18 protein-coding genes are annotated in these 21,675 nt (G+C 30.9%); 11 read left to right on the top strand and 7 right to left on the bottom strand.

Features of this window, described 5'->3' with window-relative positions; translation table 11 throughout:
- Window positions 1–353: 353 nt before the first annotated feature.
- Complete coding sequence (locus tag BUB36_RS09875; protein WP_073149506.1) at window positions 354–1,952, bottom strand: peptide chain release factor 3; 1,599 nt, start codon at window positions 1,950–1,952, stop codon at window positions 354–356.
- A 734-nt stretch (window positions 1,953–2,686) separates the two neighbouring features.
- On the opposite strand from BUB36_RS09875, the gene BUB36_RS09880 reads away from it, so the two are divergent.
- The 4 genes from BUB36_RS09880 (at window position 2,687) to BUB36_RS09895 (ending at window position 9,451) form a co-directional block, all read left to right on the top strand.
- Entirely contained in the window at window positions 2,687–3,304 is a 618-nt protein-coding gene (locus BUB36_RS09880) for an acetate uptake transporter (protein ID WP_073149508.1), read from the top strand.
- Window positions 3,305–3,461: 157 nt separating this feature from the next.
- Complete coding sequence (locus tag BUB36_RS09885) at window positions 3,462–4,157, top strand: RluA family pseudouridine synthase (protein ID WP_073149510.1); 696 nt, start codon at window positions 3,462–3,464, stop codon at window positions 4,155–4,157.
- Between the two features lie 248 nt (window positions 4,158–4,405).
- Window positions 4,406–6,685, top strand: coding sequence for an ATP-dependent Clp protease ATP-binding subunit (locus BUB36_RS09890; protein WP_073149512.1), 2,280 nt, complete (start codon window positions 4,406–4,408; stop codon window positions 6,683–6,685).
- 480 nt (window positions 6,686–7,165) lie between these two features.
- On the top strand, window positions 7,166–9,451 hold the full coding sequence (locus tag BUB36_RS09895; protein WP_106406499.1) for a glycoside hydrolase family 3 C-terminal domain-containing protein: 2,286 nt from the start codon (window positions 7,166–7,168) through the stop codon (window positions 9,449–9,451).
- Window positions 9,452–9,548: 97 nt separating this feature from the next.
- On the opposite strand, the gene BUB36_RS09900 is transcribed toward BUB36_RS09895, so the two are convergent.
- Window positions 9,549–10,298: a DUF554 domain-containing protein gene (locus BUB36_RS09900; protein ID WP_073149514.1), complete on the bottom strand. Its 750-nt coding sequence runs from the start codon at window positions 10,296–10,298 to the stop codon at window positions 9,549–9,551.
- A gap of 312 nt (window positions 10,299–10,610) precedes the next feature.
- On the opposite strand from BUB36_RS09900, the gene BUB36_RS09905 reads away from it, so the two are divergent.
- Entirely contained in the window at window positions 10,611–11,174 is a 564-nt protein-coding gene (locus BUB36_RS09905) for a TetR/AcrR family transcriptional regulator (protein ID WP_073149516.1), read from the top strand.
- A gap of 90 nt (window positions 11,175–11,264) precedes the next feature.
- Complete coding sequence (locus BUB36_RS09910) at window positions 11,265–12,662, top strand: MATE family efflux transporter (RefSeq protein WP_073149518.1); 1,398 nt, start codon at window positions 11,265–11,267, stop codon at window positions 12,660–12,662.
- Between the two features lie 14 nt (window positions 12,663–12,676).
- On the opposite strand, the gene BUB36_RS09915 is transcribed toward BUB36_RS09910, so the two are convergent.
- The gene (locus BUB36_RS09915) at window positions 12,677–13,375 is read right to left on the bottom strand and encodes a cyclic nucleotide-binding domain-containing protein (protein ID WP_073149520.1); all 699 of its coding nucleotides are present in this window, start codon (window positions 13,373–13,375) and stop codon (window positions 12,677–12,679) included.
- A 232-nt stretch (window positions 13,376–13,607) separates the two neighbouring features.
- Between BUB36_RS09915 and BUB36_RS09920 the strand changes: the two genes are divergently transcribed.
- The 5 genes from BUB36_RS09920 (at window position 13,608) to BUB36_RS09940 (ending at window position 18,107) form a co-directional block, all read left to right on the top strand.
- On the top strand, window positions 13,608–14,030 hold the full coding sequence (locus tag BUB36_RS09920) for a DMT family transporter (protein ID WP_073149522.1): 423 nt from the start codon (window positions 13,608–13,610) through the stop codon (window positions 14,028–14,030).
- A 13-nt stretch (window positions 14,031–14,043) separates the two neighbouring features.
- Complete coding sequence (locus tag BUB36_RS09925) at window positions 14,044–14,514, top strand: DMT family transporter (protein ID WP_073149524.1); 471 nt, start codon at window positions 14,044–14,046, stop codon at window positions 14,512–14,514.
- Window positions 14,515–14,856: 342 nt separating this feature from the next.
- Window positions 14,857–15,582: a hypothetical protein gene (locus tag BUB36_RS09930; protein WP_073149526.1), complete on the top strand. Its 726-nt coding sequence runs from the start codon at window positions 14,857–14,859 to the stop codon at window positions 15,580–15,582.
- A gap of 168 nt (window positions 15,583–15,750) precedes the next feature.
- Entirely contained in the window at window positions 15,751–16,551 is an 801-nt protein-coding gene (locus tag BUB36_RS09935) for a M55 family metallopeptidase (RefSeq protein WP_073149528.1), read from the top strand.
- Between the two features lie 182 nt (window positions 16,552–16,733).
- Window positions 16,734–18,107 carry a Na+/H+ antiporter NhaC family protein gene (locus tag BUB36_RS09940; RefSeq protein WP_073149530.1) on the top strand — a complete coding sequence of 458 codons (1,374 nt, stop codon included), beginning with the start codon at window positions 16,734–16,736 and terminating at the stop codon, window positions 18,105–18,107.
- Window positions 18,108–18,176: 69 nt separating this feature from the next.
- On the opposite strand, the gene BUB36_RS09945 is transcribed toward BUB36_RS09940, so the two are convergent.
- The 4 genes from BUB36_RS09945 to BUB36_RS09960 form a co-directional block, all read right to left on the bottom strand.
- Complete coding sequence (locus BUB36_RS09945) at window positions 18,177–19,715, bottom strand: sensor histidine kinase (protein ID WP_073149532.1); 1,539 nt, start codon at window positions 19,713–19,715, stop codon at window positions 18,177–18,179.
- Complete coding sequence (locus BUB36_RS09950) at window positions 19,708–20,391, bottom strand: response regulator transcription factor (RefSeq protein WP_073149534.1); 684 nt, start codon at window positions 20,389–20,391, stop codon at window positions 19,708–19,710. The genes BUB36_RS09945 and BUB36_RS09950 overlap by 8 nt, the downstream gene beginning before the upstream one ends.
- A 274-nt stretch (window positions 20,392–20,665) precedes the next feature.
- Window positions 20,666–21,145: a DUF4342 domain-containing protein gene (locus BUB36_RS09955; protein WP_073149536.1), complete on the bottom strand. Its 480-nt coding sequence runs from the start codon at window positions 21,143–21,145 to the stop codon at window positions 20,666–20,668.
- Window positions 21,146–21,423: 278 nt separating this feature from the next.
- The gene (locus tag BUB36_RS09960) at window positions 21,424–21,669 is read right to left on the bottom strand and encodes a TIGR03905 family TSCPD domain-containing protein (RefSeq protein ID WP_073149538.1); all 246 of its coding nucleotides are present in this window, start codon (window positions 21,667–21,669) and stop codon (window positions 21,424–21,426) included.
- Window positions 21,670–21,675: the final 6 nt, after the last annotated feature.

Raw genomic sequence — 21,675 nt, forward strand, 5'->3', positions numbered from 1 at the left:
AAGGGTTTTAAGTAGCGGTATTAAGCCAATTTTTTCAAGAAAAGAACGAACTATTATTAACCCTGCATCTGAAGAAAGATTACCTCCACCGAAATCATATGAAAAACTTTTGTTGAAGTTAAGTGAATTTTGATGTAAACTTGTCATAGAAAGAACCTCTTTTCGTGATATAGTTTTTGTTTTAACGCTTTAACTTTAACACAAAATTAGGTTCTTTTCTTTATTTTTTTGTTATTTCACCCAATGGGTGCAAAGTCCAATTTGTTGGACTACTTGTTAATACTACGATTCAATCATTTTTGATGTTTTCTATGAATAATTCAGGTTAAAGAACCATCATCAGTGTCATTTTTTTATAAAGAGACTTCCTTTAATACTACATTTTTATTTCGTTCTATTGCATGTCTAATTGACCATTCATTTTGGAATAATAATACGGGTTTTTTATCTTCGTCTTCAACTAGCAATGTATCCATTGGTAAAGAAAAGGTGCTTGCATCAAAATTGTCCATTTTAATCCAACGAATATAACGAAATGGTAGTCTTTCGCTGATGACATCAACACCATATTCATTTTTAAGACGATATTCCAATACTTCAAATTGAAGTACACCAACTACTCCAATAATTAATTCTTCCATTCCAATATTAGGACGTTTGTATACTTGTATTGTACCTTCCTCTGATAATTGGGTAATTCCTTTTAAAAATTGTTTTCGCTTAAGAGAATTTTTTGTAGATATTTTAGCAAAATGCTCAGGTGCAAATTTTGGTATACCTTCGTATTGTAATTTTGATTGATCTTCACATAATGTATCACCGATTTTAAAGATTCCTGGATCATGGATTCCTATGATATCACCAGGATAAGCCGTATCTACTATAATACGATCCTGAGCTAAAAATTGTTGTGGCTGTGCTAATCTTACCTTTTTGTTTCTTTGCACATGATTTACAGTCATACCTTTTTCAAATTTACCAGAGCAAATCCTTAAAAAGGCTATTCTGTCTCTATGGGCAGGATCCATATTAGCTTGAATTTTAAAAATAAATCCAGAAAAATTATCTGATTGAGGATCAATATCCCCTAGATTACTTGCACGGGGCTTTGGAGGTGTAGTTATATCTAAGAAAGATTGTAAAAAGGGTTCAACTCCAAAGTTAGTAAGAGCACTTCCAAAAAACATTGGTGTCAGCTGACCATTTAATATTTGCTCTAGATTAAACTCATCACCTGCAATATCTAAGAGTTCAATTTCGTTTTGAAGCTTTTCATGAATTTCTTCTCCTAATAGGCTGCTAAATTTTGCATCATCTATGTCTCCTGTTATTGTTTCAGCAATAGATTGACCATGATTTCCACCATTAAAAAGTTCAATCTGTTTTTTTTGACGATTGTAAACACCTTTAAAATTATTATCAGTACCAATGGGCCAATTCATTGGATAAGATCGAATACCCAAGACTTTTTCGATATCTTCCATTAGCTCGAAGGGGTCTTTTCCAGCACGATCCATCTTGTTAATAAAAGTAAAGATAGGAATACCTCTCATTTTACAAACCTGAAATAATTTTTTAGTTTGCTCCTCCACACCCTTGGCACAGTCAATCACCATAACGGCATTATCTGCTGCCATTAGAGTTCTATAGGTATCCTCACTAAAATCCTGGTGGCCTGGGGTATCGAGAATATTAATACAAAAATCATCATATTCAAATTGAAGTACACTTGAGGTTACAGAGATTCCTCTTTTCTTTTCAATTTCCATCCAGTCAGATACTGCATGCTTATTTGATCTTCTTGATTTAACTGAGCCTGCTGAACGAATAACTCCTCCATATAATAATAATTTTTCTGTTAGTGTAGTTTTTCCAGCATCGGGATGAGAAATGATTGCAAAGGTTCTTCTTCTGCGAACCTCATCAACAAAGTTAAAATTTTTTTCTGACATTATCTATCTTCCTTTATCTAAGATTATTTTAAAGTATTTTTAAAGTCAAATTTGACTAAAATGAAAACTATCTATAATATTAAATTTTTACAAATGATGAAATTTCATAATACATGTGGTATGTTTTAGTAGTTTTAAAAACTATATATATAATAATAAATAGTTTTTACCAAGGATAATCATGCAATTTGCTCAAATAATAATCAATACTTAAAAAGATATAACCTTTTTGATGTTATACTTTTATTTGTTATATGTCAATTATAGATAAACAACATTAACATGTAAAATAAATTTCAAAGAAAATAATGAGTGCTTCTACATTTTTTCTTTGAAATTTATTAAACCTTGAAGTTGTTTATCTATGTTATTAAGTAGAAATTTATTAAATAATGTTATTCATATAGGTAAGGAAATTGCATAATACATTTAAAGAATTTTGGGGCGCAAAAGGTAGTAGAGAGAGTCAAGAAAGCTATCTACATATTGTACTTTAAAGTTATTAGTGTTAATTATGCAAGTTTCTCAGGTATTAACATGTAAAGTTTTATTTTAAGGGAAAACATGGATACTACTAATAATGATAAAAAAGCTTATAAAAACAAATATAAGAAATGCCAATTTAAACCTAATGCAAAAAAGCATATAAAAAATCTTTTAAAATGTCGAAAAATGTGATATTATGTCGTAGTGTTAATATTTATAATATTATTATTTTTAATAAGGAGGATATTATGAGTAATAATCAAACTCAAAATGTAAGAATTACTAATGCAGATCCATCGGCATTAGGATTATTAGGACTTGCTATAGTAACACTTGTAGCATCATCTCAAAAGCTTGGATTGACTGAGGGTGTATCATTTGTGATTCCTTGGGCCATATTCTTAGGAGCCTTTGCTCAATTATTCGCATGTATTAATGATTCAAAAAAAGGTAACACCTTTGGAACTACAGCCTTTGGTGGATATGCATTTTTCTGGTTTAGTGTTGCAACTTCTTGGCTTATTCAATTAGGTTTATTTGGGGAGAAAATGGCTGCAACTATAGATGCTAGACAACTTGGATTTGCTTTCATTGGATATTTAATTTTTTCTATTTATATGACAATTGGGGCCATGGAAACTCACAAGGTTCTATTTACTATTTTTGTTTTAATAGACTTATTATTTTTAGGACTATCCCTTAGTACATTTGGTATAATCCATGAGGCAGCACATACACTTGCAGCATATTCAGAGTTTCTTATATCTTTAGTTTCATTTTATGGTTCTGCTGCAGCTGTATTGAATACACATTTTGGGAGGGAGTTTTTACCTGTCGGAAAGCCCTTTGGAATATTTAAAAAGTAGTCAATATATTTTATAATAATTTCTCCTTATGATGTAGAGAAGAAAGTACTCTGCTTTAAAGGGGGATTTTTTTTAAGAAAAATTTAATTAATTAGTCTAGCGAGTTAAATTATAAGATATAATAAAATAATAATATAAGTCAAATAAGGTGATTTAAATGGACATAAAGATAATATTTGAGGATAAACATATTTTAGTAGTTGAAAAACCACCTAAGGTACCTTCCCAGAGTGATAAAACTAAAGATATTGATATGTTCAGTATGGTGAAAACACACTTAAAGAACCTTTATCCTGCTGCGAGGAATCCTTATGTAGGACTTGTTCATAGGTTAGATAGGCCAGTAGGTGGCATAATGATATTTGCAAAGACTAAAGAAGCCAATATAAAGTTGTCAGAAGAAGTAAGAAATAGGAGATTTAAGAAGGAATACTATGCAGTAGTATGTGGAAAGCCTGAAAGAGATAGGGAGGAATTAAAAGATTATCTACTAAAGCTTGGAAAAATTAATATGTCTAAAGTAGTCAAAGAGGAAACAAAAAATGCTAAAGAAGCTTTATTGGAATATGAAGTAATAGATAGTGTCCATACTGATGAATATGGTATTCTCAGTCTTCTGAAAATAAGATTAAAAACTGGAAGACATCATCAAATACGTGTTCAATTGGCAAATGCAAATCTGCCACTATGGGGAGATAATAAATATAATAAAACCTTTGTTAAGATGAAGAAATGGACTCAGATTGCATTATGGGCTTATTCAATATCCTTTAAACACCCAAAGAATAAAGAGGACTGCTACTTCGAATCTAGACCAAATGAAGAATTTCCTTTCACATTATTTAATATTTAAAATATATTTTAATAGATAGAGCCTATTATAGTGATTAAAGTAAGTTGCCTTTTTAGGTTTTATTTTTATTTAAAGTGTGTGTAAAAACTAATATTATGAAATAGTAAGTAGAAGTGGACGATATATGTATTATGCAAATTTATGTAATTAATATTTACTAAAAATATGCTATACTGTAATAAATACTATGTATGTGAACATTTTTTATACAATTATTTATCTTTAGAAAAAATATGGAGATGATTTATATGAAGCTTTGTTCTGTTTGTAAAAAAAATGTGGCAATAATTTTTACAACTAAAATTGAAAATGGAAAAACACAGGTTAATGGGTTATGTATAGAGTGTGCAAAAAAAATGGGTATTCCTATTATAGACCAATTGATGCAGCAAACTGGCATGAGTAAAGAAGACGTTAATAATCTAACGGATCAGATGAACAGTATGTTTGAAGATATGGATATAGATGATATAGATGAAGACAATATGTTTATGAATTTTCTAAATGGTTCTTTCTCATTTCCAGAGGATATAGAAAATAAAGATAGTCAATCTAAAAATAAAAAAGATGCCTCAAGTATAGAAGATGAGATATATGAGAAGAAAAAAAATAAAAAAGCTAAAAAGAAACGAAAATATTTAGAAATGTATGGAACAAATCTCACGGAAAAAGCAAGAAATAATGAAGTAGATAAGATTATTGGTAGACATAGGGAGATAGATAGAATAGTACAAATTTTAAATAGACGAAGTAAGAACAATCCAATATTGATAGGTGAGCCTGGGGTAGGCAAAACAGCTATTGCAGAAGGTTTAGCCGTTAGGGTAGTAGAGAGATCGGTTCCAGCAAAATTATTTAATGCCGAGATATATCTTCTTGATATGACTGCTATAGTAGCAGGAACCCAATTTAGAGGTCAATTTGAAGGACGTATGAAATCTATTTTAAAGGAAGCCAGTGATTGTGGAAATATCATTCTGGTTATTGATGAAGTCCATAATATCATGGGGGCAGGTGAAGTGCATGGAGGAGTAATGAATGCAGCCAATATTTTAAAACCTGCACTTGCTAGGGGAGAAGTACAAATAATTGGTGCTACAACCCTTGAAGAATATAGAAAGCATATTGAAAAGGATTCGGCACTAGAAAGAAGATTCCAACCAGTACTTGTGGAAGAACCTAACATTGAAGAAGCCATAGAGATTTTGAAGGGTATAAGGAATTATTATGAGGAATACCATAAAGTAAGGATATCCGATGAGGTAATTGAGGCGGCTGTAAAGCTATCAGAAAGGTATATTACCGATAGATATTTGCCTGATAAGGCAATAGATGTAATTGATGAAGCAGGTTCTAGAGCTAACTTGAAAAATCAAGGGCTTGTTGAATTAGAAGCTCTAAAGGAAGAACTAAAAAAGATACAAAAGGATAAAGAAGAAGCAGCTATTAGTAATGATTATGAAAAAGCTGCAGAATATAAAATGAAGGAATGTAAACTACAAGGAAAGATAAATGACATAGAGAAAAAATGTAGTGAGGTACAAATAACTGTTGAGGACATTGCATTCGTCATTGAATCGTGGACTAAGATTCCTGTGCAAAAGATTACTGAAGAAGAAGCTGAAAAGCTGTTAAATCTGGAAAAAAGACTCCATAGACGTATTGTTGGACAGCATAAAGCTATTGAGAGCTTGGCTAGAACAATTAGACGTAATCGTTCAGGGTTCAGAAAGAAGAAAAAACCTTCATCATTTATTTTTGTAGGTCCTACTGGCGTAGGAAAGACTGAAGTGGTTAAAGCCTTGGCAGAGGAGCTTTTTGGCAGTGAAGAAGCCATGATTCGCATAGATATGTCTGAATATATGGAAAAACATACTGTTTCGAAGTTAATTGGAGCACCTCCAGGATATGTAGGATTTGATCAAGGAGGTCAGCTAACTGAGAAAGTAAGAAGAAAACCATATTCGGTGATTCTTTTAGATGAGATTGAAAAAGCCCATCCAGATGTATTTAATATGCTTCTTCAAATCCTTGAGGATGGAAGGCTTACTGACAGCCAAGGTAGAACAGTATTTTTTGAAAATACTGTAATTGTTATGACATCCAATGCTGGTACCAATTTAAAATCAGCTGGAATTGGTTTTGCTAAAGATGGATATATAGCTTTAGAAGCTCAAGTAAAGGATGCATTAAAGGAAATTTTTAGACCAGAATTTTTAAATAGAGTAGATGAAACTATAGTATTTACAAAGCTTACAAAGGAAGAACTGCGTCAAATTATTGACCTTATGCTTAAGGAAGTAGTTGATGAGGTGAAAGAAAAAGGTATGATTATAGAAGTATCAGATGAGGTAAAAGATTTTATATTGAAAGAAGGATATGATGAAAAATATGGTGCCAGACCTTTAAGAAGGACAATTCAAAAATATATTGAAGATGAAATTGCAGAAAAATATCTTCAGAAGAAGTTTAAAGAAGGAGCTAATATAAAGGTGGACTTAATTGAAGGAGATATTGTTTTAAATTAAACTTAAGGGGAAAATAAATATAGATATTAATATATGGAGTCAAGGAATAAAAATTTCTTGGCTCTTTTTAGAGCAGTAGATTTATTTAATTTTAAAGAAATTTAAATATTGATATTCTATGTTTCTTACTTTTAAAGAATATTTAAGAAACTATTATAATAAAAATAGTATAAAGAAAAGGATCAAAAGAGGAAGCCTGCTATAAAGAGGGGTTCCTTTTTCTATTTATTTAATATAAAAATTCCAGCCAAAATTTCAATTTACATACATCAAAATTTACAAAAATTTTGGATATGTTGATATGTATGAATTAAGATTTTCTATACTAAACAAATTTTAAGAAAATCTTCACAAAAGACACTATATTAACTTTAAGGGCATAAAATATTCTATATACAAAAAAATAGCCTTGTTACTAATTAAAGATTACAGATATATGCTAAGAAACTAAGAAATCTATGGTTTCTGGAGGTTGATGATATGGATATAAATGAAATAATTAATCAAATGACAATTAAGGAAAAGGCAGCACTTTGTATAGGTGCCAGCGCTTGGTGTACTGCTTCAGTCAGAAGATTAGGTATTCCTCAAATGGTTATGGCTGATGGTCCCCATGGAGTAAGACGTGCAGAAAATATCGATGAAGTCCATAATATTTATTCATTAAGGAAAAGCTTACCTTCAACATGCTTTCCTACTGCTTCAGCAGTGGCATGTACTTGGGATATTCAGCTCCTTACAGAAATGGGAGAAGCTATTGGAAAGGAATGTATTGTTCAAGGAGTAGACATACTTTTAGGACCAGGCAACAATATGAAACGAACACCATTATGCGGTAGAAATTTTGAGTATTTTTCTGAAGATCCATATTTAAGCGGAGATTTAGCGGCAGCATTCATTAATGGAGTACAAAGCAAGGGTGTTGGAGCGGCACTAAAGCATTTTATAGCTAATAATCAAGAATACAAAAGATACACAACCAGTGCAGAAATAGATGAAAGAACTTTAAGAGAAATCTATCTCACAGCATTTGAAAGGGCCATAAAAAAATCAAAACCATGGGCTATAATGTGTTCTTATAACAAACTAAATGGAATATATTGTTCTGAAAATCATGAGCTTTTGACTGAAATATTAAGAGAAGAATGGGGCTTTGATGGTTTTATCATATCCGATTGGGGCGCAGTTCATGATAGAACAGAATCACTAAAAGCCGGAGTAGATCTTGAAATGCCAGGACCGCAGAAAAAATCTTTTAAAAATCTCATTAAAGCCATTAATAACGGGGAGCTTACAGAGAAAGCATTGAATGATGCAGTTAAATGTATATTAAAGGCAGTATTTAAGTCTAAGGAAGAAAAAAAGAGTGTTGAAGATATTGATATAAATTCTCATCATGAATTAGCAAGAAAAATTGCAAGTGAAAGTATGGTTTTATTAAAGAATAATGAAAATATCCTTCCCATGACTAAACCCAAATCTATTGCCATTATAGGGAAAGCCGCCAAAACCCCACATATTCAAGGTGGCGGAAGTTCTGAAGTTAATCCATCAAATTTAGATATTCCCTATGAAGAAATAGTTAAGCTGGCTGAAGGTGCTAAGATTTTTTATGAAGAAGGTTATACCATGAAGGAAGAAATAAATCCTGTAATGATAGACAAGGCGGTGAGTATAGCTAAAGATGCTGAAATAGCATTAGTATTTTTAGCTCTGCCATCCCATAAAGAATTTGAAAGCTATGATAGGGAAGATATTAAACTGACAAAGCATCAAATACAATTAATTAAATCCGTAGCGTTAGCTCAGCCTAAAACTGTAGTAATATTAAATACTGGTTCTCCAGTTTCAATGAAAGAATGGATTGATGATGTGCAAGGTGTACTATATTCATGGCTTATGGGACAGGGAGGAGGCAAAGCGGTAGCGGATATTCTTTTTGGGAAGATAAATCCCTCGGGAAGGTTGGCAGAGACATTTCCTATAAAATTAAGTGACAGTCCTGCTTATATTAATTATCCAGGGGAAAACAATAAGGTAATATATGGTGAGGGGATATTTATGGGTTATCGGTACTACGATAAGAAAGAAATGGAAGTTCAATTTCCCTTTGGATATGGACTCTCTTATACAACCTTTAAATATTCAAATCTTAAGGTTTCATCGGATGAATTCAAGGATGTAGATGGATTAACAATAACTTTAGATGTGAAAAATACTGGAAAAATGGCTGGAAAAGATATCATTCAACTATATATAAGTGATAAAGAAGCTAGACTAGCCAGACCTATTAAAGAATTAAAGGGATTTAAGAAGGTAGATTTAAAGCCTGGTGAAACTAAAACAATTTCATTTAAGCTTGAGGAGAGGGATTTTGCTTATTATCATCCTAAATATAAGAGATGGATAACTGAGGATGGAGAATTTGAGATTATGATAGGCAAATCTTCAAGAGATATTTCTTTAATAAAAAAGGTTAGGCTCATATCTACAACTCAGCTTCCTTGTACTCTAGATTATAATAGTACTGTAAGGGAGTGGCTTGAGGACAAAAAAGGTAAAGAGATTATCGAATCATTGAGTAAGGAAATTATGAACAGAAAAGACTTTATGAGATTATCAAGTGATTCTAATGTAGATATATGGAAGGCAGCTCAAGATACTCAATTAATCTTCTTGTTAAAACAAATATCATGGGCATTACCTCTAGTACCAGATATAATCATGTCCAGATTATTATCCAAGGTTCATGGCGAAAGGAAATAAATACTATTATTTTTTGTAAGCACCTCTTATAAAAGGTGCTTAGATTGTTGACTTTATCAACAATCTAAAACGGACTAAATAGTCCGTTTACTTTTTTCTAAAAAATTGATCTGAGCATGTAGTATAATAGCGGAATAAAGATTGCTGGCAGCATATTTCCAACACGTATCTTTTTAATTTCCAGCATAGTAAGACCAAGTGCTAGGATTAATAAACCTCCAACAGCAGACATTTCTGTTATTACTGAATCAACTAGGAAGGATTTCATAAATGAGGCTGTAATGGTTATAAAGCCTTGATATAGAAATACTGGTATTGCAGAAAACAATACACCTATTCCAAGCGATGATGTAAATGCTATGGATGAAATACCATCTAGTATTGACTTTGCAAAAAGAGTCTGATGGTTATTGGTAAGTCCGCTTTCTAAAGCTCCTATTATAGCCATAGAGCCAATACAATAGATTAGACTAGCATTGACAAAGCCTTTAGATATATTACTGCTGGTACTAGAAAGTGATCTTTTAGATAATTTTTGTAAAAATTTCAAATTTGTTTTAGCAAAGTCTTCAAGTTTTTTCATGTTATTTTCAATAGCATTTCCTAACTTTTCTAGGCGATTTTCTATTCTTAAAAGCTCTCCTAGTATACTTCCTATAACAAGACTAAAGATTAAAAGAAGCATATCTTCAGTTTTTAAAGCGTTTATTATTCCTATTAAAATCACAGCAAGACTTATTGATTGCAATACAGTTTTATTATATTTCTCAGGAATACCACCTCTAAAAATAAGTCCTAACATACTTCCAGCTATTATTGCTAAGGCGTTTACTATAGTACCTAGCATATATATCTCCTCCTTAGAATTGTTTATTTCTAACTATATTCTTTTATGATAATATAAATCAACGGAACAAGCTAGTAAATAAATTTTTTTGTTTCCGAAAACCTTCGCAATAGAGATTAGCATGATAAGTTAAATTAATATTTAATTAAAGATGAATACTGAATAAGATATCCTAGCTTTACGGATAGTAATTATGCAATTTGCTCAGATAGCCCAAAGCTTATCTAATAGTATATTGACTATAGAAACAATATAATATATAATGAATTAAGATTCATATAATCTGAATTTAAACTGATAAAGGGTGATAGCATGCCAAAGATTATTAAGGATATAGAGGAAAATATATTTAAAGCTGCCTTTGAATTATTTGGGCAATATGGATATAAAGAAACTGACATGAAGAAGATTGCTAAAAATGTAGGTATTGCTGTAGGCACTTTGTATAATTATTATTCAAATAAGAAGGAGCTTTTTGTAAGTGTTTTTAAAAAAAGCTGGGAGAATACTTTTTTAAGAATAGATAATATGCTAAAAGAGGAGATTGATTCTAGAGACAAAATTAAAATACTTATAGAAATATTATATGATGAGATATCCAAAAGAAAAGGGCTAGGAGGAGAATTGATTAAAGAAAATATTCTTACAGAGAAGAACAGTAAAGAGCTTGTGTTTGTTATGGAAGGACTTTTACAAAGAATATTAGGGCTGCTAAAAGAAATTAGATGTTATGAAGATATTAGGATTAAAGAAGATATGGAGGATAGATTAGCTTTGTCAATATTTATGATTATAGTTGAATTAGTAAAAAAATATCCAAATGAAAAGGAAAAAAATCTAGAATTTATTAGTCAGCTTTTCCAAAATATTTATTAAAAGCATATATTTTTTTAAAATATAATGAATTTGGATTCATAAAAGTTATTAAATATAAATAAGGATTTTCTAATTATAAGGAGGATGACAATGGCAGAAATAAAACAGAGAGCCAAGATGATGGGGGAGGAAAAGATATCTAAAATCTTAATAAAGCTTGCCATACCTGGCATTATAGCTATGCTTGTTAATGCTGTATATAATGTTGTGGACACGATGTTTGTTGGTATGCTAGGCAATACAAGTGCCATTGGAGCTGTAGCTGTAGCATTTCCATTATTTATGATAATAGCTGCACTTGGGCAGATGTTTGGAGTTGGTGTAGGCTCATATATATCAAGGCTTTTAGGAGAAAAAAATAAAGAATTAGCTGATAGAGCTGCATCAACAACATTTTTTACCAGCTTAGTTTGTGGTATGGTTTTTGTAGCTTTTGGAACGATTTTTTTAGTACCTTTACTTAAAATGTTTGGAGCAACAGAGACAATAATGCCATTCGCAAAGGATTACTCAAGAATATTGGTTATAGGAGCAGTTTTTACTGTAACTAATATGACTTTAAATAATATGATCAGAGCAGAGGGCAATGCAAAGTATAGTATGTTTGCAATAAGTCTAGGAGCTGGATTAAATATTATTTTAGATCCTGTTTTCATGTTTGTTTTAGATATGGGAGTAAAGGGTGCAGCCTTTGCAACAGTATTGGCTCAGATGATATCCTTCATATTTCTTATTAGATATTATATTAGTGGAAAGAGCTATATAAAGATTAGCATTAAAAATTTTACTTTCTCACAGAAAATATATACTGAAGTAATGAAAATAGGTATTGCTACCTTTACAAGACAGGGGCTTTCAAGCCTGTCCTTAGCATTAATAAATGTGGCTGCTAAACCCTATGGTGATGCAGCAGTCGCAGCTATGGGAGTTACTCTGAGAGTGATTTCAATAGGAGTTTTTGTAGTATTGGGATATAATCAAGGCTTTCAGCCAGTAGCAGGGTATAATTATGGAGCTAAGAAATACAATCGTCTAAGACAGGCTATAAAGGTTTCTCTTAAATGGACGACAGCCTTTGCAACAATTATTACGGTGATTTTTATGTTTTTTGCAGAAGGAATCCTTGCTATATTTAGTAAGGACCTTGAGGTAGTTATTATTGGAGCAAGAACCATACGAGCTGTAAGCCTATTATTTCCTTTATTTGGCTTTCAACAGGTGTACGCCGCATTATTTCAAGCTCTTGGTAAGGGTAGGGAAGCCCTTGTTTTATCACTTTCAAGGCAAGGAATATTTCTTATACCATCTGTTATAGTACTGCCTAAGCTATTTGAATTAAATGGAGTAATTTTTAGTCAGACTGTTGCAGATTTCTTTACAATAATTGTGACTGGAATACTTGCTTTAAAATTAAATAAAAAAATAAGAGAAGAGGAAAATAGATATAAAGCAAATGAAAATGCAGAATATAATAATAAATTAGCTTGATAAAATACATTGTTTTATTTATACAAATCACCTGCTAATTTTTCAAGACCTTCTCTATTTAAGATGATAAGGGAGTTTTTTTCTTTTTTAATAATATTTTTTTTGCATAAATTATTTAATGTCCTATTTAAATGACGATAGCTGGTTCCGAGAAGCTCTGCCATATCAGTCAAATTATTAGTTTTGATTTCATTAAAGGGAACGGCATAGTCTTCATCACTATTTGCAATAGCTAAAATATAACTGGCTAACCTATTTTCTAAAGGATAAAGAAGATTAACGGCATTCCAATAGGAAGAATTAGATAGTTTGTCACTTAGACTCTTACAGATAAACTGTAAAAAGATTATATCCTCTTGAGCTTCTTGTCTTAAGAGCTTTATGGGAATACCGATACACTCAACATCGGTTATAGCTTCTACATTACAAGTGGTGAAATTACAGCTTAAAAGCTCGACATCACCTATTACCTGTAAGGGTGTATAAAATCTTAATAATAGAGACCTGCCATTTTTCAAAAGTGTATATACCTTCATTTTACCTTCAACTAGAAAATAGAAGTAATTAATCTTTTCATGTGACCTGCAGATATGCTCTCCTCTATTAAAGGTATGTAATTCCATACTGCTAAATATGTTTTTCTGAAAGATATCATCAATATTATATTTTTTAATATATGAGTGTAGATTGTTGTGATTTTTAAAACGTTTCATATATATCTATCCTTTTTTAACCCATTGTGCTATCAAATAAAGCTCTTGCTATAGAAAGCACAATTGGGTTTTTTAATTTATATAGAGATTCTAGTCAAAACTTTAATTAGAACTCTCTATCTCTATAGATATTTTTATATTAACATAGGACATTTGTCCTTTAAAGCATTTAATCGTAATGATAGCCTATAAATATATATCATAGAAATCTAATAATGGAGGAAATATATTTATGTATAAATTATTTGTAGTCTTATCAGGAATATTAGTAGCTTTAATGGTAACCTGTAATGGAATTTTATCAAATTATATAGGAGATTATCCAGCATTAATTCTTATCCATGGAGTAGGATTAATTACAATAATTGCTGTTTTAATTTTAAAAAAACAAAGGCTTCCAAAATTAAAGGGTGTTCCTATTTACTTATTAAGTGCAGGTGCACTAGGAGTTTTTATGATATTTTCAAACAATATCTGTTTTACTTATCTGGGAATATCCCTCACCGTAGCACTAGGACTATTAGGGCAAGCCATAGCATCCTGTATTATAGATCATTTTGGTTTATTTGGAATGGAAATCAGTAAGTTTCAGAAAGAAAAAATAATCGGGTTTATATTAATATTTGCTGGTATAGCTTGTATGGTAATATATTAGGGGGTGAAGAGCTTTGGTATATATAATAATGGCATTTTTAACTGGCTGTATAGTAATTTTATCTTTAGTAATAAATTCAAAGCTAGCCATAGAAATAGGAACATTGCAGGGAGCTTTAATAAATTATGTAGTTGGATTATTATTCAGTATTTTAGTTTTATTATTTAATTATAAACATATTGATACAACTATTAAAGCTTTTTCTGATATACCTCTATGGATTTATTTAGGAGGATTTATTGGCGTTATGGTTATATTAATTAATAATAATGCAATACCTAAAGTTGGGGCAGTATATTCAACCCTGCTTATTTTCATGGGACAGCTTTCCATGGGAGTAGCTATTGATTTTCTTATAGGAAATTCTATTTCAACGGGAAAGATTGTCGGAGGGTTACTGATACTGGCAGGTATGCTATATAATTTTCATATTGATAAAAAAAACTTAATTAGTCTATCTATTAGTCAACAGACAAATCAATAGTTAAATAATAAATATTATAGACAATGTAAGGGGAAAAGGGAATTACAATAAGAACTTTTTTAAAAGAGAAATTTGTTATTATTGAAGCTCTTATTGTAGTTTGGCGAAAACTTTAACCAATTTGTAAAGATTTAATAAAAGGAACTATAGGAATTTAAGTAAAGACTTTAATTTATACATATCCAAAACGCCCAGAAACGTTGCGTATTTGTACATGTATAAATTAAGTTTTACTATGTAAATCTTATATATATAATATAAATAATAGATGAAAGACCTAAAAAATATTGTTAGGTGAAACATTATTTAAATACCTATTAAACTGAGAAAGGAAGAAAAAACATGAAGTCGTTAACTAAAAGAATTTTTTGCATTGTATGTATTTTAGCATTAGTTATCTCATCAGTAGGCTGTAAGGCAGTCGATAATGAAGAATCAAAAGCAGGAAATGGAAATATAAAAGATGAAGTAGGCTATAATCAGGAATTAGCCAGCTATTTTACCACAGTTGAAGGGACTGTATTAAAATATTATGGTACTGCTGAATATGGACAAACTTTAACACTGAATAAGGCTTTAGAAGATGAAGATAGTCTAAAGTTAATCTTCAAAGGAGAAATCCAAGACTTAAGTGAAGGTGAAGGAGCTTCAAAGGATGAATTAATGCTTGAGAGTGAGTATTTAATTAATAAGGATTCTGTAAAGGAAACCATAAAAAATGAAGAAATAAGATTTTCTCAATCTATTATTCGTGAGCAAATAATACTAAAGGCTCCAATTGAAGAAGGGACATCCTGGAAGCAAACAGTTAGTATAGATGGCAAGGAATATGAAGCAGAGACGAAAATAATTGAAGTTTCTAAAGATGAAAAGGACAGAAATTTAGTAAAAACAGAAACCAATGTAAAGGATATAGAATCCTATCCAGAAAACACTTATAAAGAAATAAGAGCTTATAAAGAAGGTAAAGGGCTTGTAGAGTTTAGCAATACAATTATTCTAAAGGGTCCACAGGGGGAAGAACCAATTCCATTTGAGTTTGGATATAGACTATATGAAGAAGAATAAGAGTAAAAATCATTATGTTATTTTTTTAGATTAATTAGATAGATTTTATAAGAGTAAAGCTATAAAATAAAATTTATTAGGTATCAAGGCATTTTATTTCTATTTATAAATTTCAAAAAAAGGTGTAAAATGTTAGTGAACGAAAAATTATGTTGTAGGGGGATAGATATGAAGATATATATTAGTGCAGATATAGAGGGAATAACAGGTGTTACCAGTTGGAGCGAGACGGATAAAGGACATGCCGATTATTCTGATTTTGTTAAGCAAATGGAAAAAGAGGTTTGTGCTGCATGCAAAGGGGCAATTAAAGCAGGTGCAAAGGAAATTCTAATTAAGGATGCCCATGATAGTGGAAGGAATATTAACCCAGCTGTTCTTCCAAGGGATGTCAAATTGATAAGAGGGTGGAGCGGTCATCCTTTTTCAATGGTTCAGGAGCTTGATGAATCCTTTGATGCCCTTATGTTTATAGGATATCATTCATGTGGAGGGTCCAAGCATAATCCACTGTCCCATACAATGAATTCATCAGATGTTAATTATATTAAGATAAACGGTAGATATGCAAGTGAATTTTTAATTCATGCCTATGCAGCTGCAACAGTCAATGTTCCTGTAGTATTTGTTAGTGGAGATAAAGGGCTTTGTGATGAGATTAAGGAAGTTAATGAGAATATTAGCACTCTTGCGGTAAAAGAAGGTATTGGAAATTCTACTTTGAGTATACATAATGACTTGGCAGTTGAGCTTACACAGAAAAAGGTAGAACAGACATTGAGTAGCAATTTTAAATTATGTGAGATAAAATTACCAGATAGCTTCGAGGTAGAGATTTCATATGCAAAGCATACTAAGGCATATAAAGCTTCCTTTTATCCAGGAATGAAACAAATATCGCCTACAAATGTGTTATTTAAGACTAAGGACTATTTTGAAGTGCTACGAATGATATCATTTGTAGTTTAGTGACTGATGATATTTTGCTATATAAAACGCACAAAAGATTTTTCAGTTTAAATTTTGTGCGATTCTGTTACATTAATGTTTATCGCGAAAATTTAATTCGTTTCATGTAAAATCATTTTTGCGATTTATATATAGATTTATAATATTCTATGACAAAACAAACACAATAATAGAGGTGGGTCATGAATCAAAATAAAATATCTAAAAAGGATAGATATATGGTACTTATTGCTTCGTTATTATTAATAGTGAGCTGTATAATCCTTAAACTATCTCTATTCTATGGATTTTTAGGAAGTATAGCTTTATCGTTTGTTATATTTTTAAAAAATGGTTTTTCATCTAAAGAATTATTATCTATGATAAAGCAGGGGTTAATTGAGTGTAAGATTCTTTATGGGCTTATCATATTAATAGGAGCTACTATATCCATATGGCTATGTTCTGGTATAGTTCCTACTATGATATATTATGGACTTGAATATATGAAGGGAATTAATTTTCTATTTGCTGCTTTTATTATAACATCTATTATTTCAGTTTTTATGGGAACCGCCGTAGGAACGATAAGCACCATAGGACTAGCCCTTTTGGGGATCGGAAAGGGATTTGGAATACCTCAGCATATCCTACTTGGAGCAATTATTTCAGGAGCCTTTATTGCTGATAAAGTATCACCTATTTCTGGATTATTTAATCTTACTTTAACAACTACAAAAACCACATATAGACAAACCATAAAGAGTATGTTTACTACACTTATTCCTATATATTTAATCACGTCAGTAATTTATATGTTTATTGGAAAAGGATATAATGGGGCCTTGGAAGGTTCTGATTTATATAATTTACAGGTGTCAATCAAAGAAGCCTTTTATATATCACCATTTCTATTAATTTTACCAATTATGATTGTAATTATGGCTTTTTTAGGAGTAGAAACAACTAAAGCCATTTTAATAGGGCTATCTGGAGGGATAGTTGTTAGCTTTAGCTTACAAAATATAGATTTTATTAATATTATTAGGGCTATATTATGGGGCTACAAAGGGACTACTGCTACAGCAGAGTTAAATGAAATATTGATAAGCGGCGGTATTATTTCGATGATAGAGGTAATTCTTATTGTTATGGGAGCTATAGCATTAAGCAGTTTATTTGAAGGAGCAGGAATAATTCAACCTATAATTAATAACATAATATCTAAGGTGAGATCAAAAAAAGAACTCATTTTAAAGACGGGACTTATTAGCAGTATACTAACTATTATAACCTGTGATCAAACTGTAGGAATAATATTGCCTGGAAGATTACTCAAAGAGAAGTATCGGGAGCTGGATGTTGATAATACGGTTTTAGCACGAACTATATCAGATACAGGTACTATTATAGCACCACTTATGCCGTGGAATGTTAATGCATTGATTATACTTATTATTTCGGGAGTTACAGCTTTAGATTATGCTCCATACGCAGTCCTTTGTTATGTTTCTCCTGCTATAACTATTATGCTTGCTTATTTAACTAAATTTCAACGTCAAAAGCTTAGAGGGTAGAGACTTATTCTCTACCCCTTTGGTAGTGACCATTCATTATACCCATGTCATCAACAGGTTGAAATTTCTCTATGAAGTGACTGATGAATTGTTTTGTTTATATGGCAAAAAGACTTTGATTTTAGTTCCAACATCGACTTGACTCTCAACTTTAATATTACCATTATGCTTATCAATAATCCATCTTGCTATTGATAGCCCAAGTCCGTGACCACCAGTTTCTTTTGTTCTAGACTTATCAGAACGATAAAAGCGGTTAAAGATTAATGGAATATCTTCCTTTGGAATGCCTGCTCCAGTATCTTCTACAATAATCATTAGCCTTCTTTTTTGGGGATAAGCTCCAATTTTTATCATTCCACCGATAGGGGTAAATTTAACACTATTATCAATAAATATTCTCATTGCTTGTTTTAAAAGCTTTCTATCTGCAGAAATCAAAACATCTTCATTGACTTCACTAACTATTTCATGCTTTGTATCAATTAGGTTGGTTTCATAGGTGATTTCCTCAATTAAAGCATTTATATGGAAATATTCTATTTGTAATTGTAGGAGGTTTTTGTCACTTCTCGCTAGAAACAGGAGCTTTTCTATTAAGTCCTTCATAGCTTGAGACTCACCTTTAATGGCATCGATAGATTCATCAAGAACCTCTTCATCTCCCTTCCCCCAACGATCTAAAAGATTTATATATCCCTGAATTACAGAAATAGGAGTTCTAAGCTCGTGGGAGGCATCAGAAACAAATTGATTTTGTTTTTCATAGGATTGCTGAATCCTATCAAACATTTCATTGAAGGTTACAGCAAGATCTCTAAGCTCATCATAGGCTCCACTTACATCAAGGCGAGTATCAAGCCTGTTAACGTTGATTGCCTTTGCAGTTTCAGTCATATCCTTGATGGGGCTAAGCATCTTTTTACTTAGCTTAAAGCCTACTATTATGATTATAATGATACTTATGATGTTTACTGCCAATAAAGCAGTAAATAATATATTTATAAAGGTATTTTCATGGACCAAACTCTTTGAAAGTTGGAGATATAATTTATTAGTATTTAAATATACTTCTTTACTTAGAACAAGAATATCACCGTTAGCATTTTTAATAATTGATGGGGTATTAGAATTCTCATATAAAGATAGGTTTTTATTATTATCATCTGATGAATATATAAGTTTATTGTCTTCATCAAATAGAGTGGTGACGAAGTTTGCATATTTAGATATTTTCATTATCTTAGTAGTTGGGATTTCTACGTTTTCTAGCAAATACTCCATAATGATACTACTATTCTTTTTAAGCTCTTCCTTTGCTTCATAAATTAAGAAAAAGCGAAAGCCTAAAAATATGATTGTACTTGATAAAAAGAGTATAAGAGATATAATGATTCCATAAACAAAGGTTATTTTAAAGGTCAAGGAAAATCTAAAAAGCTTTTTAAATTGACCCCAAAGGCTATAAAACATTCTTTTCATGAGTTCTAAAATAAAACCTAGAAGCTTGAAAAGGATTGGTATAATATTGATTGTTATTTTAAGGGTAGTAAAAAAATATAAAATAATCTTATATATTGCTCTAAAGAAGGATTTTGTTCTATTCATCTTTTAAAAGATATCCCACCCCTCGTATAGTATGAATGAATTTTTTATTAAACCTATCGTCTATTTTACTTCTAAGATAACGTATATATACATCTACAACATTGGTATCTCCAAAGTAACTATATCCCCAGACTTTTTCTAGAATCTGATACCTTGTAAGGACCATATTTTTATTTTCCATTAGATATTTTAAGAAATTAAATTCTTTTTTTGTTAATTCTATAGTCTCATTTTGAAATGTTACAAAATGTTTATCCAAATCCAGTTTTAGCCCATTAACTGAAAGTATATTTGAAGATTTTTTTTCTACTGGAACTTTACGCTTTAAGGCAACACGGATACGTGCCAATAACTCCTCTATTGCAAAGGGCTTTGTTACATAATCATCTGCCCCTATATCTAGTCCCATTACCTTATCCATGGTAGAATCCTTTGCAGTAAGCATGATAATAGGAACCTCAGACGATTGACGTATCCGTCTACATACCTCTATACCGTTTAAACCAGGAAGCATAATGTCTAATATGATTAGTGAAAAATCATCTTCAAGGGCTTTTTCCAGACCAGTTCTGCCATCATAGACCTTATCAACTATATAGCCTTCGTATTTAAGCTCTAGCTCCAAAAAACGAGCAATTTTTTGTTCATCTTCGATTATGAGAATTTTGTGTGGCATTAAAGTTCGCCTCCCCTATAACAATTAATTCTTTCTAAAATTATACCACAGAAGCATCGGATATTTTGATATGTATAAATTAAGTTTTACTATTGGAAATCTATAGATGTTCCAGTAAAACAGTTAATTTATATACATCAAAAATCCTTAAAAGCTCTGGATATTTTGATATGTATAAATTAAGTTTTACTATTGGAAATCTATATATAAAGCTTAGAGGTATTTATCTAATAAAGATAAAAGCAACCTACTTCTTCATAGGCTGCTAACTACTCTACTGTTCTGTATCTTTTTTGTTTTCGTTTTTATCGGATTGAGACTGGGATGCCATATCATTTACTGCTGAAGTCATTTTATCTATTACCTTATTAACTTCTAAATTTTCCCCATCCACCCTAATGATGCTTATTCTATGCTTTGTTAGCAAAGCAGCTATTAAACCAATTATAACAAAGGGTGTAGCAAAAACAGTTACTATTATAGCTAACGTAAGTGGAATGTTTATAACGGTATTTTTATTGTTTTTGATTACGAATTTTGTTTTATTTCCTTTTTTTATGATGCTTTTAAGCCTTTCCCAAAAATCTGACCTGCAATCTCTTTTATCCTTAGATTTGATCTTATTTTCTTTTTCGAGATATACTAAAGCTTCAACTATATCACCTTCAAATTTTTCTAAGGCTTCTTTAGCATCCTCATAACTGACATTTGCCCTTTTTCTCAATAAATCGATTTGTTCTAATGTAACCTTCATAACTGGCACCTCCATATTATTATCATAGTTTTTGGAACGAGGATTTGCATAATTACTTTCTGTAAAAACTATCTACTACATATAGTTTTAAATTCCCTAAAGTTATACCATATATATTATGCAATTTTGCCAAGTTAGAATTATGCAATTTCCTCATATAAATATTGTATGATTCTTAAATTAGATAAAGCTTAGTGAAAGATTAAAAATAGATTAGAAAAAAATCAACAACAAATAATAAAAGAGGAAGGGTTGGGTTTACCTTCCTCTTTCACTATTTATTTACTCAAATATTCCTCTAAAGCCTTAGACAATTGATCAGGGCAAGAGGTAGATTTAAATCCACATTTTATGCCTTTAAGCCTTTTAATTACTTCATGAATATTCATTCCTTCAATCAAGCTGCTTATTCCTTGAAGGTTTCCTGGACATCCAGAATAGAATGTTACATTTTTTACTATTTCATTTTCTACATCGAAAGTAATTTTTTGTGAACAGACTCCCTGTGTAATGTATGAATTCATATTAAC

It is taken from the genome of Paramaledivibacter caminithermalis DSM 15212, assembly GCF_900142245.1.
Lineage (GTDB): Bacteria > Bacillota > Clostridia > Peptostreptococcales > Caminicellaceae > Paramaledivibacter > Paramaledivibacter caminithermalis.

Excerpts from the sequence above, each read along its gene's own strand:
- BUB36_RS09935 (WP_073149528.1), top strand. The coding sequence starts at position 15,751 with ATGAAGATATATATTAGTGCAGATATAGAGGGAATAACAGGTGTTACC.
- BUB36_RS09910 (WP_073149518.1), top strand. The coding sequence starts at position 11,265 with ATGGCAGAAATAAAACAGAGAGCCAAGATGATGGGGGAGGAAAAGATA.
- BUB36_RS09945 (WP_073149532.1), bottom strand. The coding sequence starts at position 19,715 with ATGAATAGAACAAAATCCTTCTTTAGAGCAATATATAAGATTATTTTA.
- BUB36_RS09915 (WP_073149520.1), bottom strand. The coding sequence starts at position 13,375 with ATGAAACGTTTTAAAAATCACAACAATCTACACTCATATATTAAAAAA.
- BUB36_RS09930 (WP_073149526.1), top strand. The coding sequence starts at position 14,857 with ATGAAGTCGTTAACTAAAAGAATTTTTTGCATTGTATGTATTTTAGCA.
- BUB36_RS09890 (WP_073149512.1), top strand. The coding sequence starts at position 4,406 with ATGAAGCTTTGTTCTGTTTGTAAAAAAAATGTGGCAATAATTTTTACA.
- BUB36_RS09875 (WP_073149506.1), bottom strand. The coding sequence starts at position 1,952 with ATGTCAGAAAAAAATTTTAACTTTGTTGATGAGGTTCGCAGAAGAAGA.
- BUB36_RS09940 (WP_073149530.1), top strand. The coding sequence starts at position 16,734 with ATGAATCAAAATAAAATATCTAAAAAGGATAGATATATGGTACTTATT.
- BUB36_RS09905 (WP_073149516.1), top strand. The coding sequence starts at position 10,611 with ATGCCAAAGATTATTAAGGATATAGAGGAAAATATATTTAAAGCTGCC.
- BUB36_RS09900 (WP_073149514.1), bottom strand. The coding sequence starts at position 10,298 with ATGCTAGGTACTATAGTAAACGCCTTAGCAATAATAGCTGGAAGTATG.
- BUB36_RS09950 (WP_073149534.1), bottom strand. The coding sequence starts at position 20,391 with ATGCCACACAAAATTCTCATAATCGAAGATGAACAAAAAATTGCTCGT.
- BUB36_RS09895 (WP_106406499.1), top strand. The coding sequence starts at position 7,166 with ATGGATATAAATGAAATAATTAATCAAATGACAATTAAGGAAAAGGCA.
- BUB36_RS09960 (WP_073149538.1), bottom strand. The coding sequence starts at position 21,669 with ATGAATTCATACATTACACAGGGAGTCTGTTCACAAAAAATTACTTTC.
- BUB36_RS09880 (WP_073149508.1), top strand. The coding sequence starts at position 2,687 with ATGAGTAATAATCAAACTCAAAATGTAAGAATTACTAATGCAGATCCA.
- BUB36_RS09955 (WP_073149536.1), bottom strand. The coding sequence starts at position 21,145 with ATGAAGGTTACATTAGAACAAATCGATTTATTGAGAAAAAGGGCAAAT.
- BUB36_RS09920 (WP_073149522.1), top strand. The coding sequence starts at position 13,608 with ATGTATAAATTATTTGTAGTCTTATCAGGAATATTAGTAGCTTTAATG.
- BUB36_RS09885 (WP_073149510.1), top strand. The coding sequence starts at position 3,462 with ATGGACATAAAGATAATATTTGAGGATAAACATATTTTAGTAGTTGAA.